This is a genomic window from Micromonospora sp. NPDC005305 (genome assembly GCF_040607315.1).
Lineage (GTDB): Bacteria > Actinomycetota > Actinomycetes > Mycobacteriales > Micromonosporaceae > Micromonospora.
Genome location: NZ_JBEXGL010000009.1, coordinates 1 through 23,219 on the forward strand (window position 1 = coordinate 1; position 23,219 = coordinate 23,219).

Sequence of the window (23,219 nt, forward strand, 5' to 3'; positions counted from 1 at the left end):
CGCGCTGGAAATCGTCATCGAAGGAAGATCCATCCTCGCCCCGGGAGGGCTACTTGCTCTGAACCACTGGTCTCACCCAACCCTGACACCCAGGGGGTTGGCGGACATGTGCTCGGTACCAGCTGTACCGGACAGGCCAGCTTGTGCCAATCACGCTTCTGCCGAATGGAGTCGACGCGTTCAAGCCCGTACCTGCGGCAGTACCCAGGTCCACTCAACCGGCGAACGCACGCCGCCCGCGGACGTCAGCAACATCACGAGAGGGATCGGATGGATTACCGGCTGCGGACAGCGCAGGTGCTACGGAGCCGAGTCCACCGGTAAGCCACCCGGATCGCTCAGGCGCGCGAGACGAGGTCAGCGACGCATGGGTGCTTGCCGTCGCCGATGACGCGAAACGCCGCGGCGGTGAACGGCTGCACCTGTGGGTGACGAGCCAGGAGGAGCCGTGGGCTGCTCCTTCTCCCAACCCGCTGCCAGGGGAGCCTCCTCACGCCGACGGACCGGTGGGGGTCGCCGTCGCGTGGTTCGAGCCAGTCAGCGCCGCGTGGACGGAAACCCTCACCGGCTCGCGGTGCGAGGCGCAGATGGAGGCGGCGATCTTGTTGGGCCTGCCGCGCTGGGCATCGGCGGCGCATCCGGAGAGGGTGACCACCTGGGGTGTGGGTCTGGGCGCTACCGGTCTCGCGTTGCGTGACCCGACCGGTCATGTATTCGCCTACGGCGTCGCCGAGATACCGTCCACTTGGACGGCCGCCGCAAGGGCGCGGGGCGCCGTCGCCGCCGTCTACGGAGTTGGTCCCCTGCAGCAGGCAATGCACCCGGAGCCGCTTCCGGCCCAACGGCTCACCGAGGCGCGACGCGACGGAACCGTCGCCGCCGCATGGGTGCCACTGCTCGAGTGACAGGCCGAGGCGGCGGCGTCGTATCGGTGCGTTGATCGGGATGACGGCGGCCGGGTCGTGCTTCGGTGAGTGCTGGGCGAGGCCCTGGCGTGGACGATGCTCCGTTGAAGTGGGCGGCGTATCCGTCGAGCACGACGCGGGCGTGACGTTCGTTGTAGATCAGGAGTCTGGGTGCACCCGTGCCGGACGCGCCGACCGGGGCGCGTCGCTGGCCCTGCGCCAGTCGCCGAACGATACGGCCGAACGCGGCCACGCCACGGGCAACGGCCGTCCGACCGCGACCAAGCCGTAGTAGGGCGTGACCAGGCCGTTGATGAAAGCGGCGTTCGACATGATTGCTCCTCATCGCCAGTCGTCCATACGATATGTATGCTTGCTGACCGAGACCTGCCCCTCCAACTCATGCCATCCCACCCATTCGCCGGGTGATGCTGGCCAGATCGGAGCGACATGGGCTGCTCACACGCTCAGGCCTGCCCCCTCTTCCCCCTGCTCAACGCAAGCTTGAGCGCCTGGCGTAACCACTACTGCGACAGCGCCCAGGGCTGGCGGACGTGCGCTCGGTATCAGCTGTCCCGCACAGGCCAGCCCGTACCCATCACGCTCCTGCCGAATGGAGCCGACGCGATATATCTGGGGCGCGTCCCCGCCGGTGTGGGGTCGGACACGGCACGCCCGACACCCCCGTCACGGCTCGATCCGGGGTCCTCGCAGCGGTTCGAGCCCGTGCCCGCCGGGGAGCTCAACCCGATACCGGCACCCGCTCAAGGGTTCAACCCCGGCTCGTCCGCACCGGGTCCGCACCCCTCCAGAACCCCATCCGCTCCACCGGCGCCTCGGCGGGTCCCGTGGTGGACCCGACTCGTACATTGGATTGCAGGTCCCGCATGACTGAATACTGGCCCTGGTGGGCGGGGGCTGCCGGGCTCGCTCTCATCACCATCAACTACGCCGTCACGACCGATCGATCCTTCGGGGTGTCCGGTGCGTGGGACCGCGTGCTGCACTGGCGCGCCGAACGCCGGGTCGAACGGGTGAACGAGCAGTTCGCTGACGAACGTGTCCTCGTCGAGGCTCTCGCCGCGGCCGCCGCCGACCAGTTCGGAGCCGGTTCGGCGGCACCTGCTGCGCATCCCGTCCCGCACGGCGACGCGCGGGCACCGCGACAGGACGGACGACCACCTGACTCGCCGATCTCCTCACTGGCGAGCCGGCTCCCGGCACCCATGGTCAGCCAGGTCGCCCTGCTCCTGTCAATCTTCGTCGGTGGGTGGATAGCGGCGGTTACCGCCGGCCGGTTCCAGCTCCGCCTCGACATGGGCGACGCCTTCGGCCAGATCGTGACCGACAAACCGATCGAAATGATTGGCGCGTTGTTCGTCGGCGGTGTACTCGTCGGCTTCGGTACCCGTCTCGCCGGAGGGTGCAGCAGCGGTCACGGGCTCAATGGCTGTGGCCGGCTACAGCCGGTCAGCATCGTCGCGACTGCCGTCTTCTTCGGCACCGGCGTCCTCGTGTCGTTCCTGCTGTGGAAGGTGATCTGATGCGTACCCGGGGCGGGATGGTCGTCGCCAACATCATCGCTGGGCTCGCTCTCGGCTTTACCGTCGCGAACATCGGGTTCGGTGACTACGCCGAACTGAACCGCATGTTCACCTTCCAGGATCTGCGCATGTTCCTGGCCTTCGCCGGCGGCGTAGCGATCATCGTCGTGGTATTCGCCGTATTGCGCGTCCGCCGCACCCCAGGTCGAATCCACGCCGGCGTGATCCCCGGCGCAATCTTGTTCGGCGCGGGCTGGGCGATCTCGGGTGGCTGCCCGGCGATCCCCATCGTCCAAGTCGCCAGCGGGTACCTCCCCGCTCTGGTCACGATCGCCGGCATAGTCGTCGGCATCCGGCTCTGCCGCTGGGCCAACACGAGGTACTTCCACCTCGACAGCGGATCCTGCGAGCGGTAGCCGAACGCGAGCGACTCGGACGGCACGTCTCCACAATGGTGAACCTCCCCGATTTCCAGACCTCGCTCACGGTCTGCTGATTTGGGTGTCTGAGGAGCTGTGACCTGGGGTGTTGTGTCGGGAGGCACCCACTAAACGGGTTGCTCTATCGTGTGGATCGTGGCGTACGTGCTCCGCCCAGAGTTCAACGCGCAAAGCCTCCCGCCGACGACGCGATGAGTGGAGGCAAGTACCGGGCCAAACCGTCGGCGGTCTTGAAGGCGCCATCACCAGTGACGCGGCGTCGATGGCGTAACGCATCCGCTTCTGTCGAGAAGGTGCGTCGTACCGCTCGCCGCTGTATCCGCCGATCTGCCGGGCCTGCTGGTCCTTCCGGTGCGGCTGGGTCACGCTGACATGTGGGCGTGAGCGGACGCCGGAGGAGACGGCCGTGGCGATCGCCACCGAGATCATCGCCCATGCCTAGGGAGGCTAGGGCCGTCCACTTACCGGCCGTGTGGTCCCGATCCACCAGCAGCTGCACCCGTCGGAACGATCCGCTCGTGGCGCAGCCTGATCCGGCCCGGCGAGACCTGTGCGGTCACCCGCTAGTGCCGTGACGACAAACGTTCGCCGGGTCGGTGGCTGGAGAGTTTTGTCGTACTGGTGGTGTTGGGTGTGGTTGTGCCTCGTCGTCGGGATTCTGCCGCGCCTCGGGTGGTGCATCGCACCGCGCGTGTGGGGTTGCGGGTGACGTCGGGGCAGCGGCGGCGGTGTTTCGGCCTGTTGCGTTCGGCTGGTGACGTGTGGGCGTGTGTGTTGGAGGTTAACGGGTGGCGGCGTCGCCGCCGTGACGCGCCGCTGGTGGGTTATCGGGAGTTGTGTCGGGAGTTGTCGGTGTCGGGGCCGGGCACGTTCGGGGAGTTGGATTCGACGGGTGCCCGGTCGGTGTTGCGCCGGTTCTCTGACGCGTGGTTCGCGGCGGCGAAACGCCGCAAGGCGGGTGACGTGTCGGTGGGGTTCCCGCGCCGGCGGCGGGGGTTGGTGCCGGTGCGCTGGTATCACGGCACGTTCACCCTCGACGGTGCTCGGGTGCGGATCCCGACGGCGAGAGGCACCGCGCCGTTGTGGGTGCGGCTGGCGCGCACTCTTCCCTATCCGGTCGAGCAGGTCCGGTCGGTCACGCTGTTGTGTGAGGGCGGCCGGCTGTTCCTCGATATCACTGCTGAAGTGCCGGTGGCGACGTATCGGGCCGGTGAGGGACCGGACCCGGCCAGGGTGGCCGGGGTGGACCTGGGGATCATCCACCCGTACGCGGTGGCGGGTCCGGACGGTGCGGGGTTGTTGGTGTCGGGGCGGGCGATCCGCGCCGAACACCGCATGCACCTCGCGGACACCAAAGCTCGGCGCCGTGCCGTGGCGCGGCGGGCGCCGAAACCGGGGCAGAAGGGGTCACGGCGGTGGCGTCAGTACCGGCGTCGGACGCGGCTAATCGAGGGCCGGCACCGGCGTCGGGTGCGTCAGGCCCAACACGAGGCCGCCCGCCAGGTCGTGTCCTGGGCGGTACGCCACCGGGTGGGTGTGCTGCACGTGGGTGACCCGCGCGGCGTGCTCGACCTACCGGCCGGGCGGCGGCACAACCTGCGGCTGCGGCAGTGGCAGATCGGCCGGCTCCTGCAGGTCCTCACCGACAAAGCTGTCCTGGCCGGCATCACCGTCCACCTCGTCGACGAGCGTGGCAGCTCCTCGACCTGCCCGGCCTGCCGGCGGCGGGTACCGAAACCCCGCGGCCGGACCCTGTCCTGCCCACACTGCACGTTTTCCGGGCACCGCGACCTCGTCGCCGCTGCCACCATCGCCACCCGCACCCCGGGCGGCGGAACCACCACCCCCACACGACAGGTCGTGGTGCCCGGGGTGGTCACGCACCGTCGAGCCGGCCGACACCTCCCCGGTGCCGGTCGGTCCCGGCGTGACCCCCGCCGCCCAAGCAGGGCGGCGCGAGGATCAGTTGGCCCGCGGAGGCCCGCCCCACCACCTTCAGGTGGGGAGTCGCTCGCCCCAAAGGCGAGGATCCACAACACCCACCGCACACCCGGTGAACGTTAGTGGACACCGCACTAGCCTCGGTCGCGGATCATCGACATCAGCAGCCCGTGGGTCTCGGCGTCGCCGGCCGCCACAAGACCGCGACCTGCCGGCCCGATCGGGGCGCCGTCGATCCCGGTGACCACGCAGCCGGCGGCCCGGCACACAGCGATGCCGGCGGCGAAGTGCACACTCGCGGACAGGTCACCGCCGTCGGTGACGTACGCGGCGCGCTTGCCGGTCGCGACCCAGGCCAATGCCAGCGTCGTGGACACGACCCGCGGCCGGAACCGCTCGACGAACCCGGGGTGCGCCAGCAGGTCGACGGCCCGGAATCCGGGCGCGCTCGGAAACGGCGGGTCCAGGTTGACGTCCACCAGATGGCTGGCGGAAGTGGGCGTCAACCGCGCGTCGGCACCGTCGTGCCGCACCCACGCGGTCTCACCGTCGGTGAAGTAGACCTCGCCGCTGAACGGGTCGGCCACCGCCGCTGCCCCGTTGCGCAGCGCCACGTTGACGGCCACCAGCATGTTGCCGACGGCGTAGTTCAGCGTGCCGCACAGGGGATCCACCAGCCACTGGCGCGCAGCGTCGGCCGCGCCCCGCTGCCCGCCTTCCTCGCCGAGCACCGCATCATCGGGCCGAGCGGCACGGATGACGTCGAGGATCGTCTGCTCGGCCTCCAGATCGGCGGTGGTGGCGAAGTCCCCGGCGCCCTTGTCGATACGGCCGATCCGTTGGCCGTACATGTCGCGTACCACGTCAGCGCCGGCACGGGCCGCGGCCATCGCGACCCCGGCGTCGTCAAGGCCCGCATACAAGCTGGTCATGGCAGGCACAGTATCGGGGCGAAGCTCACTCCCGGCGGTCAGGGCCGCGCCGCTCCCGCGGCCGCAGGGCTCATCGCCGTGCGCGACGCACTAGACGTGCGTGATCACATTCTTGCCGTACGCGGTGAGGGTCTTCTCCTTGTCGTCATGCATGAGGTAGAGGGCGAAGTTGTGGACCCCGATCTCCCTGAGCTCCTGTAGCCGGTCGACATGGGCCGACTCGGGGCCGAGCAGGCAGAATCGGTCGACGATGGCCTCGGGGACGAAGTCGGTGGACGGATTGTCGGCGCGGCCGTGGTGTGCGTAGTCGTAGCCCTCGCGGCCCGTGATGTAGTCGGTCAGCGCCTTCGGCACCACGCCGGAGTCGCCGTAGCGGGCGACCAGGTCGGCCACGTGGTTGCCGACCATGCCGCCGAACCAGCGCAGCTGATCCCTCTGGTGTACGAGGTTCGTACCCACGTAGGCGGGGGCGGCCACGCACATCGTGATCGCGTCCGGATCCCGGCCGGCGGCGGTGGCCGCGTCCCGTACCGCGCCGATCGTCCAACGGGCGATGTCCGGGTCGGCGGTCTGCAGGATGAAGCCGTCGGCCTGCTCGCCGACCAGCCGAAGCGCCTTCGGGCCGTAGGCGGCCATCCAGATCTCCAGCTTGCCGTTCCGCACCCACGGGATGCGCACCGGCGTGCCGTGGTGTTCGACGTCGCGTCCCTCGGCCAGTTCCTTGATCACGCGCATGGCGCTTCTGAGGGTGGCCAGGCTGGCCGGCGGTTGGCCGATGACTCGGCGGGCCGAGTCGCCGCGGCCGATCCCGCAGACGGTTCGGTTGCCGAACATGTCATTGAGGGTGGCGAAGAGTGACGCGGTGACCGACCAGTCGCGGGTGCTCGGGTTCGTCACCATCGGTCCGACGATCAGGTGCTTGGTCGCGGCGAGGACCTGCGAGTAGATGACGAACGGCTCCTGCCACAGCACGCAGGAGTCGAACGTCCACCCGTAGCGGAATCCGTTGTCCTCGGCGGCGGCGAGACCCGCCACGACATCGCGAGCCGGCGGGTCGGTCTGCAGTACGACACCGAAGTCCACGGTCACCTCCTCGTCACACCAGGTACTGGCTGAGGTCGCGCTTCAGGAACGTGCCGTGCCCGGCGGCGCCGTGGAAGGCGTTGTCGTCGACGACGATCCGGCCGCGGGACAACACGGTGGAGACCTTCCCGGTCAGCCGCATGCCCTCGTACGCGGAATAGTCCACGTTCATGTGGTGGCTGCCGGCGGAGATGGTCTGCTCGGCCGTCGGGTCGTACACCGTGATGTCCGCGTCCGCGCCCGGGGCGATGACGCCCTTGCGTGGGTAGAGACCGAACATCCGGGCGGGCGTGGTCGAGCTGATCTCGACCCAGCGCGGCAGGGTGATCTCGCCTTTCACGACGCCCTGGTAGAGCAGGTCCATCCGGTGCTCGACGCCCGGCATCCCGTTGGGGATCTTCGAGAAGTCACCCCGGCCCAGCTCCTTCTGGTCCTTGAAGCAGAAGGGGCAGTGGTCGGTGGACACCAGCGACAGGTCGTTGGTGCGCAGGCCCCGCCACAGTTCCGCCTGGTGCTCCTTGGGCCGTAGCGGGGGAGAGGCGACGTACTTCGCGCCCTCGAAGTCGGGCCTGGCCAGGTCGTCCAGCGACAGGAACAGGTACTGCGGGCAGGTCTCGGCGAACACGTTCTGCCCGGTGTCGCGGGCCTGGGTGACCGCGTCGAGGGCGTGCGCGGCGGACAGGTGCACGATGTACAGCGGTGCGCCGGTGACCTTCGCCAGGGTGATCGCCCGGGAGGTTGCCTCGCCTTCCAGCTCGGGCGGCCGGGTCAGCCCGTGCTGTACCGGGTCGGTCCGCCCACTCGCCACTGCCTGCGCGACGAGCTGGTCGATGGCGATGCCGTTCTCGGCATGCATCATGACCATCGAGCCGGTGTCCCGGGCCTTCTGCATCGCCCGCAGGATCTCCCCGTCCGTGGCGTAGAAGACACCCGGGTAGGCCATGAACATCTTGAAGGTGTTCACGCCCGCGTCGATACAGGCCTCCATCTCTTTGAGCGACGTGTCGTTGACGTCCGAGACGATCATGTGGAACCCGTAGTCGATTGCGCAGTTGCCGTCGGCCTTGCCGTGCCATTTGTCCAGCGCGGACAGCAGCGACGTTCCCTTGCCCTGCACGGCGAAGTCGATGATCGTGGTCGTGCCGCCCCAGGCCGCCGCGATCGTCCCGCTCTCGAAGGTGTCGGCCGAGAAGGTGCCCCCGAACGGCATCTCCATGTGGGTGTGGCCGTCGATTCCGCCTGGCACCACATACTTCCCGGCGGCGTCGATCACTCGCTCGGCGCCGGACGCCCACTGCTGGGCCAGACCCGAGTCCGGCGCGGCGAGCGCGGCGATCCGCTCGCCCTCCACCAGCACGTCCGCCGGGTACTCCCCGGTGGCGTTGACGACTGTTCCGTTGCGGATGACGATGCTCACGGCGTCACCAGCGATTCGTAGGTGTCCGGCCGGCGGTCGCGGTAGAACGCCCACAGGTCGCGCACCTCGGCCAGCCGGTCCATGTCGAGATCGCGGATGACGACCTCTTCCTCGGTGTCCGACGCGGCGTCGCCGACCAGTTGCCCCCGCGGGTCCACGAAGTAGGACTGGCCGTAGAAGTCGTTGTCGCCCAACGGTTCCACGCCGACCCGGTTGATCGTGCCGACGTAGTACTCGTTGGCGACCGCGGCGGCCGGCTGCTCGAGGCGCCAGAGGTACTCCGACAGGCCCCGGCTCGTGGCGGAGGGGTTGAAGACGATCTTCGCACCGGCCAGCCCCAGCGCCCGCCAGCCTTCGGGGAAGTGCCGTTCGTAGCAGATGTAGACGCCGATGCGGCCCACCGCGGTGTCGAACACCGGATAGCCGAGGTTTCCCGGCCGGAAGTAGAACTTCTCCCAGAACCCCTTCACCTGCGGGATGTGGTTCTTGCGGTGCTTGCCGAGGTAGGTGCCGTCGGCGTCGATCACCGCCGCCGTGTTGTAGTAGACGCCTGGTTGCTCCTGCTCGTACATCGGCACGATCAGCACCACACCGTGCTGCTCGGCGATCTCACGCATCAGCGCGGTCGTCGGCCCGTCGGGGATCGCCTCGGTGTACGAGTAGTAGTCGGCGTCCTGCACCTGGCAGAAGTACGGACCGTAGAACAACTCCTGCAGGCAGACGACCTGTGCGCCCTGCGACGCGGCCCTGCGGATCGCCTCCACCGCGTTCGCGATCATCGACTCCTTGTCGCCGGTCCACTTCTGCTGCACCAGCCCGGCTCGGATGATGGTGCTCATCGGTTCTCCTCCTTGACGTGGGCGGTGCGCGGCATCGACAACGCCAGGTAGACGAGGAACCCGGCGATCAGACCGACCACCCAGCTGTAGTCGTAGAGCGGCTTGAGGAACGGGACGAGCCCGTCCTCGGGGAACGGCCCCTTGCCTGGTGCGGAGTAGGCGCCACCCACCGCGAGGACCGCGCCGACGACGGTGGCGACGACGGCCGCCCAGTTCCAGCCGCCGGAGAACCAGTAGCGGCCCTCGGGACGGTAGAGGGCGGGCAACTGGAGGCGCGTGCGGCTGCGGACCCAGTATCCCGCGATGAGCACCCCGGCGACGGCGCCGAGCAGGCCGCCGTAGAACCCGAGCCACACGAAGATGTAGATGTTGGGGTCCTGCACCAGCCGCCACGGCTGGATCAGGATGCCGAGCACGCCGGTGATCAGGCCCCCGGTTCGGAAGTTGACCAGTCTGGGTGCGGCGTTGGAGAAGTCGTACGCCGGGCTGACCGTGTTTGCCGCGACGTTCACCGACAGCGTCGCGACCACGACCGTGAACAGGCCCAGCGCGACGACCAGCGGGTTCTCGAACTTGGCGGCGAGCTGGATGGGATCCCAGATCGCCTCGCCGTAGATCACCGCCGTGCCCGAGGTGATCATGATCGACAGGATGGCGAAGAACGACATCGTGGTGGGCAGGCCGAGGACCTGGCCATACGCCTGCTGCCGCTGGCTGCCGCCGAACCGGGTGAAGTCGGGGATGTTCAGCGAGAGGGTCGCCCAGAAGGCGATCATCCCCATCAGGGATGGTGCGAACAGCTTCCAGAAGTCGGCGCCCCAGCCCAGCTTCGACGGCTCGGACAGGATCGGGCCGAGCCCGCCCGCCTCGACCATGACCCAGATCAGCAGGGCGACGGCGACCACGATGACGAACGGTGCGGCCCAGTTCTCGAAGCGTCGCAGGGTGTCCATGCCCCGCCAGATGATCGCCATCTCGATCGCCCAGAACAGGAAGAAGGAGGCCCACAGCGTCCACGGGTAGTCCATGACTGTCGCTGCGTCGACCCACCAGGAGCCGAGCAGCTTGCCGGCGATCGCGTAGATCGCCTCGCCGCCGATCCAGGTCTGGATGCCGAACCAGCCACACGCGATGAACGCGCGGAGCAGGGCCGGGAAGTTCGCGCCGCGGACTCCGTAGAACGCGCGGGCGAACACCGGGAAGGGAATCCCGTACTTGGTGCCCGCGTGGCTGTTCAACAGCATCGGGATCAGGACGAGCAGGTTGCCCAGGGTGATCGTGAGGAACGCCTGCACCCAGTTCATTCCGAGCTGGATGAGCCCGGCGGCGAGCAGGTAGGTGGGGATGTTGTGCGCCATGCCGATCCACAGCGCCGCGAAGTTGTACGTCGTCCAGGTGCGCTTCTCGATCGGTACCGGGGCGAGCTCCTTGTTGAAGAAGCGGCTGTCGGCGATCGTGGAGAAGTCGCGCAACTCGACTCGGCCGTCCGGATGGGTGATCTGCGTGCCGGGTTCGACCGCGGTGGTTTCGGCCGGGGGCAGGGGTTCGACGGTCATCGGTCACCTCCTGTTACGGTGCCGCAACACTGGCCGACCAACCCGGCTCACGCGCTCCTGGTGGGCGGTTCAGCGCGATCTTTATGGGGGAATGGTGGGTGTCGCGAGCCCGCCACGGGCAGCGGCAAAGTGTCCACGCTTGCCGTGATCGGGGCACACTCTGTCCACGGCATGCCCGCGCCGACCTGTCAATCAGCACGGTGGGTGGATTAGCGCTGCGAGGGGTTTCTACGCGTCGAGTTCGTGCACCAGGAGCGCGACGTACAGCGACAGCACCGACTCCGGGTCCTCCAGCGACACCCCGAGCACCTGCGCGATCCGCGACAGCTGCTGGTAGTAGGCCGTACGCGACAGGTGCGCCGCAGCGGCCGCCGCCGACTTGTTCCCGCCCTGCTCGCAGTAGCAGCGCAGCAGCTCCACCAGCCGGCTGCGCTGGTGGGCGTCCCGCGCCAGCAGCGGGCCCAACTCCCGGTCTGCGAACGCCTGGACCCGCTCGTCCTCCCGCAACAGGTGCAACAGGCCGCGCAGGCGCACGTTGTCCAGCTTGTGGTAGAGCTGCGCACCGGGGGTGCGGAGGGCCGCCCCCGCGACGTGGGCGGCCTCGCCGAGGCTGCGGCGCACCTCGGCGGCGTGTGACACGGTGGTGCCGACCGCCACCAGCACCGGGCCGGCTGTCGAGCGGTGTACCTCCTCGGCCAGCCGGCGCAGAACCGCCTCGACCCTGGCGTGGGCGGGCAGCGACAACAGAGCCCGTACGCTCGTGTCGTCGACGACGCCCACCAAGGCGGGCACAGACACCCGCCGTGCGGCCGACGCGGTCACCTCGGCGAGGTCGCGCAGCACCTCCTGAGTGGCCAGCGCCGGCGCGCGTGGCGTCATGTGCCCTGGCCGGATCGCCACCCCCACCAGCTGCCGCCGTTCGAGGCCGACGCCCAGCGCGGCCGCCCGGGCGGCCAGATCCGCCGGCGGTACCGCCTGGCCGAGCAGTTGCGCGAGCAACATCCGATGCGTCTGCCGTTCCAGACTCTCCCGATCACGTGCCACGAGCCGATGCACCGCCAGCGCCGACGCGGCCCGCTCCGCGACCACCATGTGCCGGTGCGGCGGAGGGTCCGGCGAGAGCAGCACCAGGCGTCCCCAGTCGGCGCCCTGCGCGCCGACCACCGTGACCAGCCAGCCGGCCTCCTCGTCGTAGGCCGTTCGCTCGGGCACGGCCACGGACCGGGACCGCTGACTCCAGTCCGCGAGCAGCTCGGTGGGATCCTGCCCAGCCGCGTCGTACGCGAGCACCTCATGCCCCAGCGTCTCCAGCACGACGGGCAGCCCGGACATCCTGGCCACCTCGCGCAGCACCTCGGCCGGCTCAGCCCCGGCCACCGTGAGCGAGGTGAACGTCTCGTGCACCTGCTCGGCGGCCCGCAGCTCGGCGAGCTGGGCGTCGACGATCAGCGCCACCACCGCCTCGGTGACGGACACGAACCGCGTCTCCTCCGCGAGCGTGATCAGGGGGAGTCGGTGCCGGTCGGCCGCTGTCACGAGCGCCTCCGGTACGTGATCGTTCCACCGGCGGACCAACTCGATGACCAGTCCCGCCGCGTGGACCGCGGCCAGGTCGTCCACGTAGCCCGTGAGCGCCGCCGGCTCCTCCGGCAGCGCGATGCCGGTGGTCAGGACCAGCTCCCCACCGCGGAGCAGGTGCGCGATGTCGGCGACCTCCGCCACGTGGACCCAGCGGACCCGCCCCTGCATCCCCGCCGACCCGGCCACCACCTGCGGCCTCGCCCGCCGGATCACCGGCAGCGCGACGGCATCTGCGACGGACGGATACATCGCGACCCTCCCTACTACCGGGATTGCACACAACGTAATGGCAGCGGCCGCAGAGCGGTACAGGTTGCACATAGCGGTTGGACAACGAATGCCGCCACACTCGGCCTACCGGCGGAAATACGGAGGACGCGATGGCGCACCGCGAGCTGCTGACCAGACACCGGTCCGTGATGCCGAAGTGGCTGGCGCTGTACTACGAACAGCCGATCGAGTTCGCCAGCGCCTCCGGTCGCCGGGTGACCGACCGGGAGGGGCGCACCTACCTCGACTTCTTCGCCGGCATCCTCACCAACGCGATCGGCTACGACGTGGCCGAGATCAGCGACGCCGTCCGGTCGCAGATCGACACCGGCGTGCTGCACTCCTCCACCCTCTACCTGATCCAGTCGCAGGTCGAACTCGCGGAGAAGATCGCGGAGCTGTCCGGGATCCCGGACGCCAAGGTGTTCTTCACCAACTCGGGCACCGAGGCGAACGAGACCGCGCTGATGCTCGCCACCCAGCACCGGCGCAGCGAGCAGGTGCTCGCCCTGCGCAACTCCTACCACGGCCGCGCCTTCGCCACCGTCGGCATCACCGGCATCCGCGGCTGGTCGGCCAGCGCGCTCAGCCCCGTCAAGGTGAGCTGGGTGCACGGCGGCTACCGCTACCGCAGCCCCTTCCGGGACCTGTCCGACGCGGACTACGTCCGCGCCTGCGTCGCCGACCTGCGCGAGATCATCGAGACGACGACCGCGGGTGACGTCGCGTGCATGATCGTCGAACCGATCCAGGGCGTCGGCGGCTTCGCCACCCCACCGGACGGGCTGTTCGGCGAGTTCAAGAAGGTGCTCGACGAGTACGGGATCCTCCTCGTCTCCGACGAGGTGCAGACCGGCTGGGGCCGCACCGGCGAGCACTTCTGGGGCATCCAGGCGCACGGCGTCGTACCCGACGCGATCACCTTCGCCAAAGGCCTGGGCAACGGCCTGGCGATCGGCGGAGTCATCGCCCGGGCGGACCTCATGGACTGCCTCGGCGCCAACTCGATCTCCACCTTCGGCGGGAACCCGCTCGCCACGACCGGCGCTCTGGCCTCGCTCAACTATCTCCTGGAACACGACCTCCAGGCCAACGCCGCAGACCTGGGTGCCCGGCTGCTCGACGGCCTCCGTGCGGTCGCGCAGGCGCATCCCGTGGTCGGCGACGTCCGCGGCAAGGGCCTGATGATCGCGCTGGAACTCGTCGGACCCGACGGCGCCCCCCACCCGGCGGCCGCCGCCGCACTGCTGGAGGAATCCCGGGAACGTGGACTGCTCATCGGCAAGGGCGGCCTGTACGGCAACGTCATCCGCCTGGCACCACCGATGACGCTGACCCGGGCCGAGGCGGACGAGGCGCTGGAGATCCTCACCCAGTCGATCGAGGCCGTGGCCAAGGAGGTGCAGCAGCGATGAGAACCACCCACTGGATCGGCGGCAAGCCGTGGAACGGCGTCGCCGAACGCGCCGGCGACATCTACGACCCCGCCACCGGACAGATCGCAGGGCACGTCGACTTCGCAACCGCCGCGGTCGTCGACCAGGCCGTCGCCGCCGCCGGCGAGGCCTTCACCCGCTGGCGTACGGCTTCCCTCACCCAGCGGTCAAACGTGATGTTCGCCTTCCGGGAACTGCTGAACGCCCGCCGGCCCGACCTGGCCAAGATCATCACTGCCGAGCACGGCAAGGTGCTGTCCGACGCCGCGGGGGAGATCCAACGCGGGCTGGAGAACGTGGAGTTCGCCTGCGGCATCCCGCAGATGCTCAAGGGCGGATTCAGCGAAAACGCCTCCACCCAGGTCGACGTGTACTCCCTCCGGCAGCCGCTCGGCGTGGTCGGCGTGATCACCCCGTTCAACTTCCCCGCCATGGTGCCGCTGTGGTTCGCGCCGAATGCGATCGCGTGCGGCAACAGCGTGGTCCTCAAGCCGAGCGAGAAGGACCCCTCCGCGGCGAACTTCCTGGCCGAACTGTTCGCCGAGGCCGGGCTACCGGACGGAGTGTTCAACGTCGTGCACGGCGACAAGGAGGCAGTCGACCGTATCCTCGAACACCCGGCGGTGAAGGCGATCTCCTTCGTCGGCTCCACCCCGATCGCCCGCTACGTCTATGAGACCGGCACCCGCAACGGCAAGCGTGTGCAGGCGCTCGGCGGCGCGAAGAACCACATGGTCGTCCTGCCCGACGCCGACCTCGACCTCGCCGCCGACGCCGCCGTCTCGGCCGGCTTCGGCTCGGCCGGCGAACGCTGCATGGCCATCTCCGTCGTCGTGGCCGTCGACCCGGTCGGCGACGCGCTGGTCAGCAAGATCAGCGAGCGGATCGCCGCGCTCCAGGTCGGCGACGGCCGGCGGCCGGGCTGCGAGATGGGGCCGCTGGTCACCGGCGCCCACCGCGACCGCGTGGTGTCGTACCTGGACGCTGGACGGGCCGCGGGGGCAGAGCTGGTGGTCGACGGGCGAGACCACCGGATCGACGGTGACCGAGCCGGCTTCTGGCTCGGGCCGACCCTCTTCGATCACGTCGACACCGACATGTCCATCTACACCGACGAAATCTTCGGACCAGTGCTCTCGGTGCTGCGCGTGCCCAGCTACGACGACGCCGTCGAGGTGGTCAACACCAACCGCTACGGCAACGGCACCGCCATCTTCACCAACGACGGCGGCGCGGCCCGGCGCTACCAGAACGAGGTCGAGATCGGCATGGTCGGAGTGAATGTCCCGATCCCGGTCCCGGTTTCGTACTACTCCTTCGGCGGGTGGAAGGACTCCCTGTTCGGTGACGCGCACGCGTACGGGCCGGAAGGAGTGAGCTTCTTCGTTAGATCCAAGGTGGTCACCAGCCGGTGGCTCGACCCCTCCCACGGTGGAGTGAACCTCGGCTTCCCACAGAACAGCTGAGCACCAAAGCCCGGAGCCGCACGGCACAGATGGCAGGCGGCGCTCGGTCACGGGGATGGCTATGACGAGGAGATCCGCCCTTCGCACTTGGCACCGAAGGTCAACACAGCCTCTACGGCGGGCCGCATAGATCACGGTTATCTGTCAGGGTGGCGCGATGAGTGCGGCGAGGTCCGCTTCTGATGCGTGGAACGACGAGTACCGACGGGGCCGGTACGTTGACGAGCCCCCCGTCCCGTTCGTCGACGACATCCTTCTGACTGCCTCTACGGAGGGCATCACCGCTGGCCTGTATGTCGGCTGCGGCAACGGCCGGAATCTCCTGCCGCTGGTCGATGGCGGCATTGACGTTCTCGGCCTGGACGTCTCCGACGAGGCGGTCCACCAGCCCGCGCAACGCCGTCCCGACCGGGCGGATCGTCTCTGGCATGGCGACTTGGACTCCCTACCCGCCGGCGACACCTGCGCACTCGTCATCGGCATTCAGGTGTTCCAGCACGGCAACCGCGAGCGGGCGCACCGGCACGTGCGGGCCGCACAGCAGCGAGTCGAACCTGGGGGCCTGTTGTGCGTGCGAGTCAACGCCACCGGCACGGACGTGTGGCCGGCACACGAAGTCACGGAGCAGCACCCGGACGGAGGATTCACCGTGCAGTACACCGCCGGACCGAAGAACGGCCTGAGCATCCACTTCTTCAGTGACGGCGAGTTGCACCAACTGCTCGAGGGATGGCCTGCGCTGCTACCGCTCAAAGCTGACAGCACCGAGCGCACACCACCCGCCCCCGGGCAGTGGATCCAGTGGGAAGCGATCTGGCGCCGGCCGATCGACCACTCGCCGCGCTGATGACTTCGCAGGCCATATCGGGGCGCGCGCACGTAGCTGGGGGAACCATTGCCGCTAGCAGCTGAGCCGCGCGGTCCGCAGACGACCGAATTGGCCGAGCTGATCGTGTCGTGTCCGTGGCTACTCAACGTGCTGACGACCGTGCGGGAAGCTGGTCTACCGGACGCGTGGGTAGGGGCCGGTGTTCTGCGGGATCTCGTCTGGGGCCAACGGTACGGAGCCGGCTTCAACCCCCAGGACGTTCGGGACGTCGACGTTGCATTCTTCGACGCGAACGACCTCGCCCCGGGCAACGACGTCGAGGCAACCGAGCTTCTACGACGCCATGATCCGGCGGTCCCGTGGGAGGCGACCAACCAAGCCGCGGTGCACACCTGGTACGAGAGAGTGTTCGGTACGGGACCAGTCGATGCACTCCGTTCCGTAGCCGATGCCGTGGCCACCTGGCCCGAAACCGCTACCTGTGTCGCCGTGTGTCTCGACTCTGCGGAGACACTGCACGTCTGTGCCCCGCATGGGCTAGACGACCTGCTCGGTGGGGTATGGCGGCGCAATCCACGAAGGATTTCGGTCGAGCTTTCACGAGCGCGTCTCTCGCGCCATGACCCCAGCCGACGATGGCCGCAAGTCAGGGTCGTTCCGCCGTAGTCGTACAGCCATCCGTACAGCCAAGTCGACCCACCAACTCCGACCCTGCCAGACAACTACGGACGGGCTATACAGGAGAACGTCTCCCCGACCAGCTCGCTCCGATCTTCTTCTAAGCCCCAGGCCGTCGCTCAGTCGAGCAGTCCCGGAACCCGCTCCCGAAGCTCGGCCACCACCCGCGACAGGCCAGCGTCCAAGTCGTCGCCGTCCCACCGCACGAGTTCCCCGCCGAGAGGCTCGCCCGACACCAGCACCGTCCAGCGGCCCCGTTGGCGTTCGCCGTCCATCTTGACGATGGCGACTAGGCCGCGATCCCCGAGCTGGACCAGCAACTCCGTTAGGCACTCGTCCAACCCCATAGCCGCGTATTCGATCACGAACGCTCGACCAGTCCGCATCTAGTCCGCAAGAGGTCGGCGGATGGTGGGGGAGCGGTGAGAGGTGTCGAGAGACATTTCCGCTGCTAGAGGCCCACTTCTGCCGCCTGGCCGATGCTGTCGAGCATGAGCACTGCCAGGAGGAAGAGTCCATCGTTCCGCGAGCAGGCCGACCGCCTCACGCTGATTGATCGTTGGCGCCATTTCGTACTGGACCAACCGGTCCTCGTGCATCCCGGTGAGACGATCTGGCGTGAAGACGACCACCTCTTGGTGGAGCGGCTGGGTGGGCGAGTGGACGCCTACCGCGGTGTCATGAACCGCTGCGGGTGCCGGGAGCGGGCGCAATGACCGACAGCAACCGACGACAGCAACAACCTCGGACCACGCAGTACGGACGGAGACACCCACCGGTGCGTGGCCAGCCACGGACGCCGGTGACGGACCGTTTTCGACAGCCTCGCCGAGGCAGAGGATCAGAAGGTTAAGGGCTCCGAGTCCCTTCGGCGCGCAGAGCAGGAGAAGGCCCCCGACCAGCCAGAACGGCAGGGTCGGGATCCGCCGTGCCGAACCGGCGTCGAGCCGCGCGATCAGCGGCAGGAAACTCTTGATCCTGCCTCGTCCGCAGGTGGCGCTGTCGATCTCGGCGGCTCGCCTCGCTGTCAAAGTCCTCTGGGGCCGACGGCAGCGCGGCGGATAGGCTGTGCGGATGCAGGAGGCGGTGTCCTGGAGCGACCTCGATGGCTGACGCGGACGATGTCCGTCACCTCGCGCTGGCGCTGCCTCACGTGGTCGAGATCGACAGTGACGGCTTCGACTTCCGGGTCGCCGACAAAGGGTTCGTCTGGTCCTACCCGGAGCGCAGACCCGGTACGGCACGCCGCATCCGGACCGATATCGCGGTGCTGTACGTGGGCGACGAAGCGGAGAAGCAGGCGTTACTCCTCGGCGAGCCCAAGGTCTTCTTCACCACGCCAGCGTATGACGGCCTGCCCCTGGTCATGCTGCGCCTGACGCAGGTGAGCGTCGATCGGCTGAAGGAGCTCGTCATCGACGCGTGGCGCATGCGTGCCCCAGACTCGCTCGTCGGTGACCTCGATGACGGCGGTGGTGATCCGTCACCTTGAGCGCCGGTCGGGCCGCGTTGGGCCCGGCACCGCGCTGCCGCATCGCCTGCTGACCAGGTCGCGGGCCCCGCCGGCTCAGTGGGAACCGGCGACGTCAGAGACGTGGCGGCCCGCGGACCGTGCACCCGGGTGCCAGCCGTGCGAGACCGAACTGGATGTGCTCACGAGCGCGCGACACGCTCGCCGGGGATCCGGCAGGGCTCAGAGCCAGGGTGGTGGGCCCTCGAAGGTGAGGGTGTGAACGTCGAACAGGACCGCCGCCTCCACGCCCAGCGCCGGCCCGCCCTGACGGGCCGCCCAGGTCAGGAACGGCCCGGGTTCAGGTCCGGCCACACCCAGGCCCTGGGTGTATTTCGCGTGCGCGGCCAGCGAGGCGATGCCGCGCCGCAACGGTTCACCGGTGACATCCACGCCGTGTGTGGGGCGTTCGGCGCCGCCGAAGCAGACGTAGCGCACACCGCCCCAGGGCGGCAGCCCCTCGTCCACCAGTTCCGGGAAGATCCACCGGTTGCCCGCGTCGCGGGCCGCGTCCAGCGTCGCCAGTCCCACTGCCCGGTGGTCGGCCTGGTTGGTCATTCCGCCCACCATGCGTACGGTGAATGCGCCCGAGACGATCACGTCCGGCCGGTGGCGGCGGATCGCCCGCACGATGTCACGGCGCAGGTCCGGACCGTACTCGACGACACCGTCGCGGTGGTCTAGGAACTCCACGACGTGTACGCCGACCTCGCGGGCCCCGGCGCGCTCCTCCTCCTCGCGCAACGGCCCGGCCTGGGCCGGGTGTATCGCGTCGATCCCCGCCTCGCCCCGGGTGGCCAACAGGTAGGTGACCTGCTTGCCCTGAGCGGTCCAGCGGGCGATCGCCGACGCCGCACCGTACTCGAGGTCGTCGGGGTGTGCGGCCACCGCGAGACAGCGGTCCCAGTCCTCCGGCAGTGCCGGCAGAAGCTCGTCCACGCTCCAGACCGTAGCCGCCTCGTCGTCCGTCCGGCACCGCCGTGTCGGCAACACTGACATCCGCCGGGCCGGCGATACTGACCGCGTGGACCCCAGTCGGCTCCACCCGCAGGCGCGGGCGGCGATGCGAGTCCAGCAGCGTGTCCCGCTCACCCGGGCCAACCTGCCGGCGGCACGGCTCAGCATGGTCCAGGCGACTCCCGTCGAGGTGGGCAGCGGCCCGCCGATCCGGTCCGTGGTGACCGTCGACGCCGGCGGCGTGCCCGCCCGCCTCTACCGCGACGGAGATGGCGACGCGAAGCCGGTGGTCCTCTACGCGCACGGCGGAGGCTGGGTGATGGGCAGCGTGGACACCCACGACGGGCTGTGCCGGCACCTGGCGGCCACGTCCGGCTGGGCCGTTCTCTCCGTGGACTACCGGCTCGCCCCCGAGCATCCGTACCCGGCTCCAGTGGACGACATGGTGCGCGCGCTCGCCTGGCTGCGCGGGCCCGAGGCGCCTCGGCACGGCCTCGATTCGCACCGGACAGCGGTGGCCGGGGACTCCTCGGGAGGGCACCTGGCGGCGGTGACCGCCCGGCGTGCCCGGGACGCCGGGATCCGGCTTGCGGGACAGATCCTCGTCTGCCCGGTCATCGAACCCGCTGCCGACTATCCGGCGCTGGACGAGTACGGCCTGGACCGGGAGGAGATGCGGTTCTTCTGGGACGCGTTCGCCCCACCCGGCGTGGACCGTACGCAGCCGGATCTGGACCTGCTGCGGGCCGACCTCGGCGGCCTGCCGCCCGCCGTGGTCGTCACCGCCGAGCTCGACCTGTTGTCTGCCGAGGGGGAACGGTACGCCGCCGCGCTGCTGGCGGCGGGCGTTCCCGTCACCGCGGCCCGGTACCAGGGCCTCATCCACAACTTCCCTCGGAAGCTGGCCCTGTTCGACGCCGCCCACGTCGTCCTGGCCCAGCTGTCCGCTGTGCTGCACGGTTGGTCAGAGGCGGCGCCGACCGGGTGATCAGCGATGGGTCACAGCACCGCCGGCCGGTCCACTGGGGCTCGATGTCGCAGGCGGAGGCCGTCGCGTTGGTCGACGGCGTACGACGTCAGGTGATGGCCAGCAGGACGGCTTGGCCGTTCGCGGCTGCGGCGTGGTAGAAGCGGCGCAGCTCGGTGTAGTGCGACATGAGGTAGTCGAGCTCGTCGGTGCTGTTGGTCCAGATGTCCGGGTAGATCTCGGCCGCGGTCATGGCCTCTGGGTCGAAGCGGGCGCGCAGCACCTCCACGTCCAGTGCGTCGAGCGCGGTCGCCACAGCGCGGACCGTGTCCTGGGTGAGCAGCCGAGGGGGACCGTATCCGCCATCCTGGCCGATCTCGGCGCCGCCGAGGATCGCTGCGCCGGCGCCCTCACCGATCGTCCAGTCAGTGCCGGTGAGGAGGTAGTGGATGCCGTGCCATGACTTGTCCAGGTCCAGCTCTGGCTCGGGCATCTCGGCCTCGTCGTCGTCGAGGTCGCCGTAGAGCAGCGCGTCGACCGCTGTCGGGTCGGCGCGCACCATCGCCAGTTCCTCGGCCGACAACCGGCGTCCGATCAACACCATGCCCAACGCAGCGGTCCTCTTCCCATCGGCGGTGTCTGTCCCGCGCTCCTCAGCTTTCGTGACGCGGACCGTACCGCAACCGGCTCTCTGCCGGGGTTCGGCCGTCCTGTTGAACGTCGTTCTGAGGTTTGCAGGATGGGGAGCGGGCCGGCCGGGACTGGCGGGTGCCCGTCCCGGCCGGCAATCGACTCAGCTCACCTGCTCAGGAGTGGTTGCCAGCCGTCGCGGTAGCGCAGGCCGCGAGGTTGCAGTCGGATCTGGTCGTGCACTGTTCCGGAGACCGGCTCGGTTCGTATCGTCTGGGGCCGGTCCACCACGACGCAGACGTCCTCGCCTGGCCACCACCAGCCGCAGGAGCGGGCCAGGCCGGCCCAGGCGTTGAGGTTTTCGGCCTCGTCCGGCCCGTACCGGGCAAGGCCGAGTCGATGCAGCACGTCGTAGTAGGCGATCCATGACGCGTCCTGCTGCCCGTACCAGCACACGGGTACCGGGCCGTCGCCCGCGAGCGCCGCACGCACGGGTAGGTAGCACCCGTGCGCGAGGCTCCGGTGCAGTGCCGTGCGTACGCCTTGGTGCAGCACGACAGCGAGCGGAACGCCGCTGTCGAGCGCCTGCAGCGGCGCCAGTTCGGGCCATGGTTCCTTGGTCTTGCTCGTACGCACGGGTGACAGCTCGGGATCGGTGTGCGTCACGCCCGCGCTCAGCGCCCCGCGTAGCTGGGAGGTGATCATGGCGAGATCGCTTGCCAGCGGTGGTGTCCCGCGCGGCCGAGGGTCCCGGATGCGCTCGTAGAGCTGATCGAGGGTAGGCCAGCCGGTGATCAGGGGGCGCGCCTTGTCCGGCGAGTCGACCCATTCGAACCGGGGTCGCGGCCGTGCTGCCCTGGCGTAGATGGCGGTCAGGCAGCGCTCGGCGGTCGACTTGTCAGCCGGCTGTGTGGACAGGGCATGGTCGAGCCATTCCCGGCGGATCCGGATGGCCTGCTGCCACAGGTCGTGAGGGTGGCCGCTGCGAACGGCCTGTGGAGGTTTCGCGGCGTCGTTGCGCCGCGCGGGGGCGCTCACCGCGCCAGGGCGTCGCCGCCCTTCCGGTACGAGATCATGGAACGACTATGGCCCACGACGCGGCACCGCCGCAAGGCGGTTCCTCACCTGCAGCGCCGGCGTGCCACCTTCCCTGACCAGACGCCGACGTCGCGAGACCGGGGCCCGGCCAGGTCTGTCGCTCCTGGCCGGGCCCCGGTCGTCAGTGGTGCGTTCTGCGGGTGTTCAGCACGATGGCGGTGGTGATCAGCGCGGCACCGATGAGCCCGGTCGGGCCGAGGTGATCGCCGAGGAACAGCGTTGCCAGGAGCGTGGCGACGAGCGGTTCCAGTAGTGCGATCAGCGCTGCCGTACTGGCCGGGGTGGTGCGCAGGCCCCGGAAATACAGGGCGTACGCCACCGCGGTGGGTGCGGTGCCCAGCAGGAGCAGCAAACCCACGGATGCCCGGGTCGGGACGAAATCCACACCGGATGTCACCGTGGCCGCCGGGGCGAGCACGACCGCACCGATCGCGAAGCTCACGCCGGTGCCGGTGAGGTCGTGGAGACCGGCGACGGGCCGGGTTCCTATGAAGGTCATCGTGGCGAAGCCGGCTGCCGACAGCAGCGCGAATCCGGCTCCGGCGAGCAGGCTCGTGGCGGCAAGGCCCCCGGACGGCGTGCCGACCAGCAGGGCGAGACCGCTGACCGCCAGCGCCACCGTGGCGAGTATCCCCGCGCTGACCCGCCGCCGTCCGGTGATCCATTCGGCGGACAGGACCAAGGCAGGTGAGGCGCCGATCGTGAGGAGGGTGGCGAGGCTGACGGTGGTACGTGACACCGCGGCGAAGAAGCAGGCCTGGAAAACAGCGGCGAGCAGCCCGTTGACGACCATCCGGGCCCAGGCGTGGCGGCCGCGTGGCAGCGGCTGCCGGGTCAGACAGAGCGAGGCCATGACGAGCGCGCCGCCGGCGGCGAGCCGGTAGGCGGCCACCGCCAGGGGTGACAGCCCCGTTTCGTGGGCGAGGAGGCTGCCGGTGGGGCCACCGGTGCCCCACAACACGCCTGCGAGGACAAGTGACCACAGGCCGGTGGCGGGGCGCCGGGCGGCGGCCACCGGGTGTTCGGAGACAAGCATGAAGAAACGCTCCTGCGACGAGAGGAATCGGGGTCGCGGAAGCGGGGCGTATCGGACTCAGCGCTGCATGGACCGCGCGCCCAGCCGACACAGGCTGGGCGCGA

Annotated in this window: 22 protein-coding genes; 11 read left to right on the forward strand and 11 right to left on the reverse strand. The window is 69.3% G+C overall.

Translation table 11 applies throughout. The features are described from left to right. Positions 1-371: 371 nt before the first annotated feature. The 4 genes from ABZS80_RS16875 to ABZS80_RS16890 all read left to right on the forward strand — a co-directional run bounded on the left by ABZS80_RS16875 (position 372) and on the right by ABZS80_RS16890 (position 4,953). Entirely contained in the window at positions 372-905 is a 534-nt protein-coding gene (locus ABZS80_RS16875; protein WP_355056724.1) for a hypothetical protein, read from the forward strand. A gap of 887 nt (positions 906-1,792) precedes the next feature. Further along, entirely contained in the window at positions 1,793-2,449 is a 657-nt protein-coding gene (locus ABZS80_RS16880) for a YeeE/YedE thiosulfate transporter family protein (protein WP_355056726.1), read from the forward strand. Continuing rightward, positions 2,449-2,865, forward strand: a complete 417-nt coding sequence (locus tag ABZS80_RS16885) for a YeeE/YedE thiosulfate transporter family protein (protein ID WP_355056728.1) — start codon at positions 2,449-2,451, stop codon at positions 2,863-2,865. Before ABZS80_RS16880 ends, ABZS80_RS16885 begins: the two co-directional genes overlap by 1 nt. Before the next feature lie 696 nt (positions 2,866-3,561). Beyond that, positions 3,562-4,953, forward strand: a complete 1,392-nt coding sequence (locus ABZS80_RS16890; protein ID WP_355056730.1) for a transposase — start codon at positions 3,562-3,564, stop codon at positions 4,951-4,953. 11 nt (positions 4,954-4,964) lie between these two features. On the opposite strand, the gene ABZS80_RS16895 is transcribed toward ABZS80_RS16890, so the two are convergent. The 6 genes from ABZS80_RS16895 to ABZS80_RS16920 all read right to left on the reverse strand — a co-directional run bounded on the left by ABZS80_RS16895 (position 4,965) and on the right by ABZS80_RS16920 (position 12,487). Next, complete coding sequence (locus ABZS80_RS16895) at positions 4,965-5,762, reverse strand: inositol monophosphatase family protein (protein WP_355056732.1); 798 nt, start codon at positions 5,760-5,762, stop codon at positions 4,965-4,967. 90 nt (positions 5,763-5,852) lie between these two features. Then, positions 5,853-6,845: a TIGR03842 family LLM class F420-dependent oxidoreductase gene (locus ABZS80_RS16900; RefSeq protein ID WP_355056734.1), complete on the reverse strand. Its 993-nt coding sequence runs from the start codon at positions 6,843-6,845 to the stop codon at positions 5,853-5,855. A gap of 13 nt (positions 6,846-6,858) precedes the next feature. Beyond that, positions 6,859-8,262, reverse strand: coding sequence for a dihydropyrimidinase (gene hydA, locus ABZS80_RS16905; RefSeq protein ID WP_355056735.1), 1,404 nt, complete (start codon positions 8,260-8,262; stop codon positions 6,859-6,861). Beyond that, the gene (locus ABZS80_RS16910) at positions 8,259-9,101 is read right to left on the reverse strand and encodes a nitrilase-related carbon-nitrogen hydrolase (protein ID WP_355056737.1); all 843 of its coding nucleotides are present in this window, start codon (positions 9,099-9,101) and stop codon (positions 8,259-8,261) included. The genes hydA and ABZS80_RS16910 overlap by 4 nt, the downstream gene beginning before the upstream one ends. Next, positions 9,098-10,657, reverse strand: coding sequence for an NCS1 family nucleobase:cation symporter-1 (locus ABZS80_RS16915; protein WP_355056739.1), 1,560 nt, complete (start codon positions 10,655-10,657; stop codon positions 9,098-9,100). The genes ABZS80_RS16910 and ABZS80_RS16915 overlap by 4 nt, the downstream gene beginning before the upstream one ends. A gap of 228 nt (positions 10,658-10,885) precedes the next feature. Further along, entirely contained in the window at positions 10,886-12,487 is a 1,602-nt protein-coding gene (locus ABZS80_RS16920) for a PucR family transcriptional regulator ligand-binding domain-containing protein (protein ID WP_355056741.1), read from the reverse strand. 131 nt (positions 12,488-12,618) lie between these two features. Between ABZS80_RS16920 and ABZS80_RS16925 the strand changes: the two genes are divergently transcribed. The 4 genes from ABZS80_RS16925 to ABZS80_RS16940 all read left to right on the forward strand — a co-directional run bounded on the left by ABZS80_RS16925 (position 12,619) and on the right by ABZS80_RS16940 (position 16,905). Next, positions 12,619-13,923: an aspartate aminotransferase family protein gene (locus ABZS80_RS16925; protein WP_355056743.1), complete on the forward strand. Its 1,305-nt coding sequence runs from the start codon at positions 12,619-12,621 to the stop codon at positions 13,921-13,923. Beyond that, entirely contained in the window at positions 13,920-15,410 is a 1,491-nt protein-coding gene (locus ABZS80_RS16930; RefSeq protein ID WP_355056745.1) for a CoA-acylating methylmalonate-semialdehyde dehydrogenase, read from the forward strand. Before ABZS80_RS16925 ends, ABZS80_RS16930 begins: the two co-directional genes overlap by 4 nt. Before the next feature lie 157 nt (positions 15,411-15,567). Further along, entirely contained in the window at positions 15,568-16,257 is a 690-nt protein-coding gene (locus ABZS80_RS16935) for a class I SAM-dependent methyltransferase (protein WP_355056747.1), read from the forward strand. 141 nt (positions 16,258-16,398) lie between these two features. Continuing rightward, positions 16,399-16,905, forward strand: coding sequence for a nucleotidyltransferase family protein (locus ABZS80_RS16940; protein WP_355057179.1), 507 nt, complete (start codon positions 16,399-16,401; stop codon positions 16,903-16,905). Positions 16,906-17,036: 131 nt separating this feature from the next. Here ABZS80_RS16940 and ABZS80_RS16945 read toward each other — a convergent pair whose 3' ends face one another. Beyond that, a complete protein-coding gene (locus ABZS80_RS16945; protein WP_355056749.1) occupies positions 17,037-17,282 on the reverse strand; it encodes a hypothetical protein in 246 nt (81 codons plus the stop codon). 126 nt (positions 17,283-17,408) lie between these two features. Between ABZS80_RS16945 and ABZS80_RS16950 the strand changes: the two genes are divergently transcribed. Further along, a complete protein-coding gene (locus ABZS80_RS16950; protein WP_355056751.1) occupies positions 17,409-17,633 on the forward strand; it encodes a hypothetical protein in 225 nt (74 codons plus the stop codon). A 389-nt stretch (positions 17,634-18,022) separates the two neighbouring features. After that, positions 18,023-18,409: a hypothetical protein gene (locus ABZS80_RS16955; protein ID WP_355056753.1), complete on the forward strand. Its 387-nt coding sequence runs from the start codon at positions 18,023-18,025 to the stop codon at positions 18,407-18,409. A 201-nt stretch (positions 18,410-18,610) separates the two neighbouring features. On the opposite strand, the gene ABZS80_RS16960 is transcribed toward ABZS80_RS16955, so the two are convergent. Beyond that, positions 18,611-19,366, reverse strand: a complete 756-nt coding sequence (locus tag ABZS80_RS16960; protein WP_355056755.1) for a PIG-L deacetylase family protein — start codon at positions 19,364-19,366, stop codon at positions 18,611-18,613. A gap of 85 nt (positions 19,367-19,451) precedes the next feature. On the opposite strand from ABZS80_RS16960, the gene ABZS80_RS16965 reads away from it, so the two are divergent. Beyond that, entirely contained in the window at positions 19,452-20,372 is a 921-nt protein-coding gene (locus ABZS80_RS16965; RefSeq protein WP_355056757.1) for an alpha/beta hydrolase, read from the forward strand. An 88-nt stretch (positions 20,373-20,460) separates the two neighbouring features. Here the strand turns inward: ABZS80_RS16965 and ABZS80_RS16970 are convergent, their stop codons facing one another. The 3 genes from ABZS80_RS16970 to ABZS80_RS16980 all read right to left on the reverse strand — a co-directional run bounded on the left by ABZS80_RS16970 (position 20,461) and on the right by ABZS80_RS16980 (position 23,094). Then, entirely contained in the window at positions 20,461-20,955 is a 495-nt protein-coding gene (locus ABZS80_RS16970; RefSeq protein ID WP_355056759.1) for a YfbM family protein, read from the reverse strand. Between the two features lie 194 nt (positions 20,956-21,149). After that, a complete protein-coding gene (locus ABZS80_RS16975) occupies positions 21,150-22,019 on the reverse strand; it encodes a DUF6745 domain-containing protein (protein ID WP_355056761.1) in 870 nt (289 codons plus the stop codon). A 181-nt stretch (positions 22,020-22,200) separates the two neighbouring features. After that, positions 22,201-23,094 (reverse strand): EamA family transporter, encoded by an 894-nt coding sequence (locus ABZS80_RS16980; RefSeq protein ID WP_355056762.1) that lies wholly within the window; start codon positions 23,092-23,094, stop codon positions 22,201-22,203. Positions 23,095-23,219 lie beyond the last annotated feature (125 nt).

Coding starts and splice junctions, on each gene's coding strand:
- ABZS80_RS16880 (WP_355056726.1), top strand. CDS start 1,793: ATGACTGAATACTGGCCCTGGTGGGCGGGGGCTGCCGGGCTCGCTCTC.
- ABZS80_RS16955 (WP_355056753.1), top strand. CDS start 18,023: ATGGCTGACGCGGACGATGTCCGTCACCTCGCGCTGGCGCTGCCTCAC.
- ABZS80_RS16950 (WP_355056751.1), top strand. CDS start 17,409: ATGAGCACTGCCAGGAGGAAGAGTCCATCGTTCCGCGAGCAGGCCGAC.
- ABZS80_RS16920 (WP_355056741.1), bottom strand. CDS start 12,487: ATGTATCCGTCCGTCGCAGATGCCGTCGCGCTGCCGGTGATCCGGCGG.
- ABZS80_RS16885 (WP_355056728.1), top strand. CDS start 2,449: ATGCGTACCCGGGGCGGGATGGTCGTCGCCAACATCATCGCTGGGCTC.
- ABZS80_RS16925 (WP_355056743.1), top strand. CDS start 12,619: ATGGCGCACCGCGAGCTGCTGACCAGACACCGGTCCGTGATGCCGAAG.
- ABZS80_RS16910 (WP_355056737.1), bottom strand. CDS start 9,101: ATGAGCACCATCATCCGAGCCGGGCTGGTGCAGCAGAAGTGGACCGGC.
- ABZS80_RS16915 (WP_355056739.1), bottom strand. CDS start 10,657: ATGACCGTCGAACCCCTGCCCCCGGCCGAAACCACCGCGGTCGAACCC.
- ABZS80_RS16895 (WP_355056732.1), bottom strand. CDS start 5,762: ATGACCAGCTTGTATGCGGGCCTTGACGACGCCGGGGTCGCGATGGCC.
- ABZS80_RS16970 (WP_355056759.1), bottom strand. CDS start 20,955: ATGGTGTTGATCGGACGCCGGTTGTCGGCCGAGGAACTGGCGATGGTG.
- ABZS80_RS16935 (WP_355056747.1), top strand. CDS start 15,568: ATGAGTGCGGCGAGGTCCGCTTCTGATGCGTGGAACGACGAGTACCGA.
- ABZS80_RS16930 (WP_355056745.1), top strand. CDS start 13,920: ATGAGAACCACCCACTGGATCGGCGGCAAGCCGTGGAACGGCGTCGCC.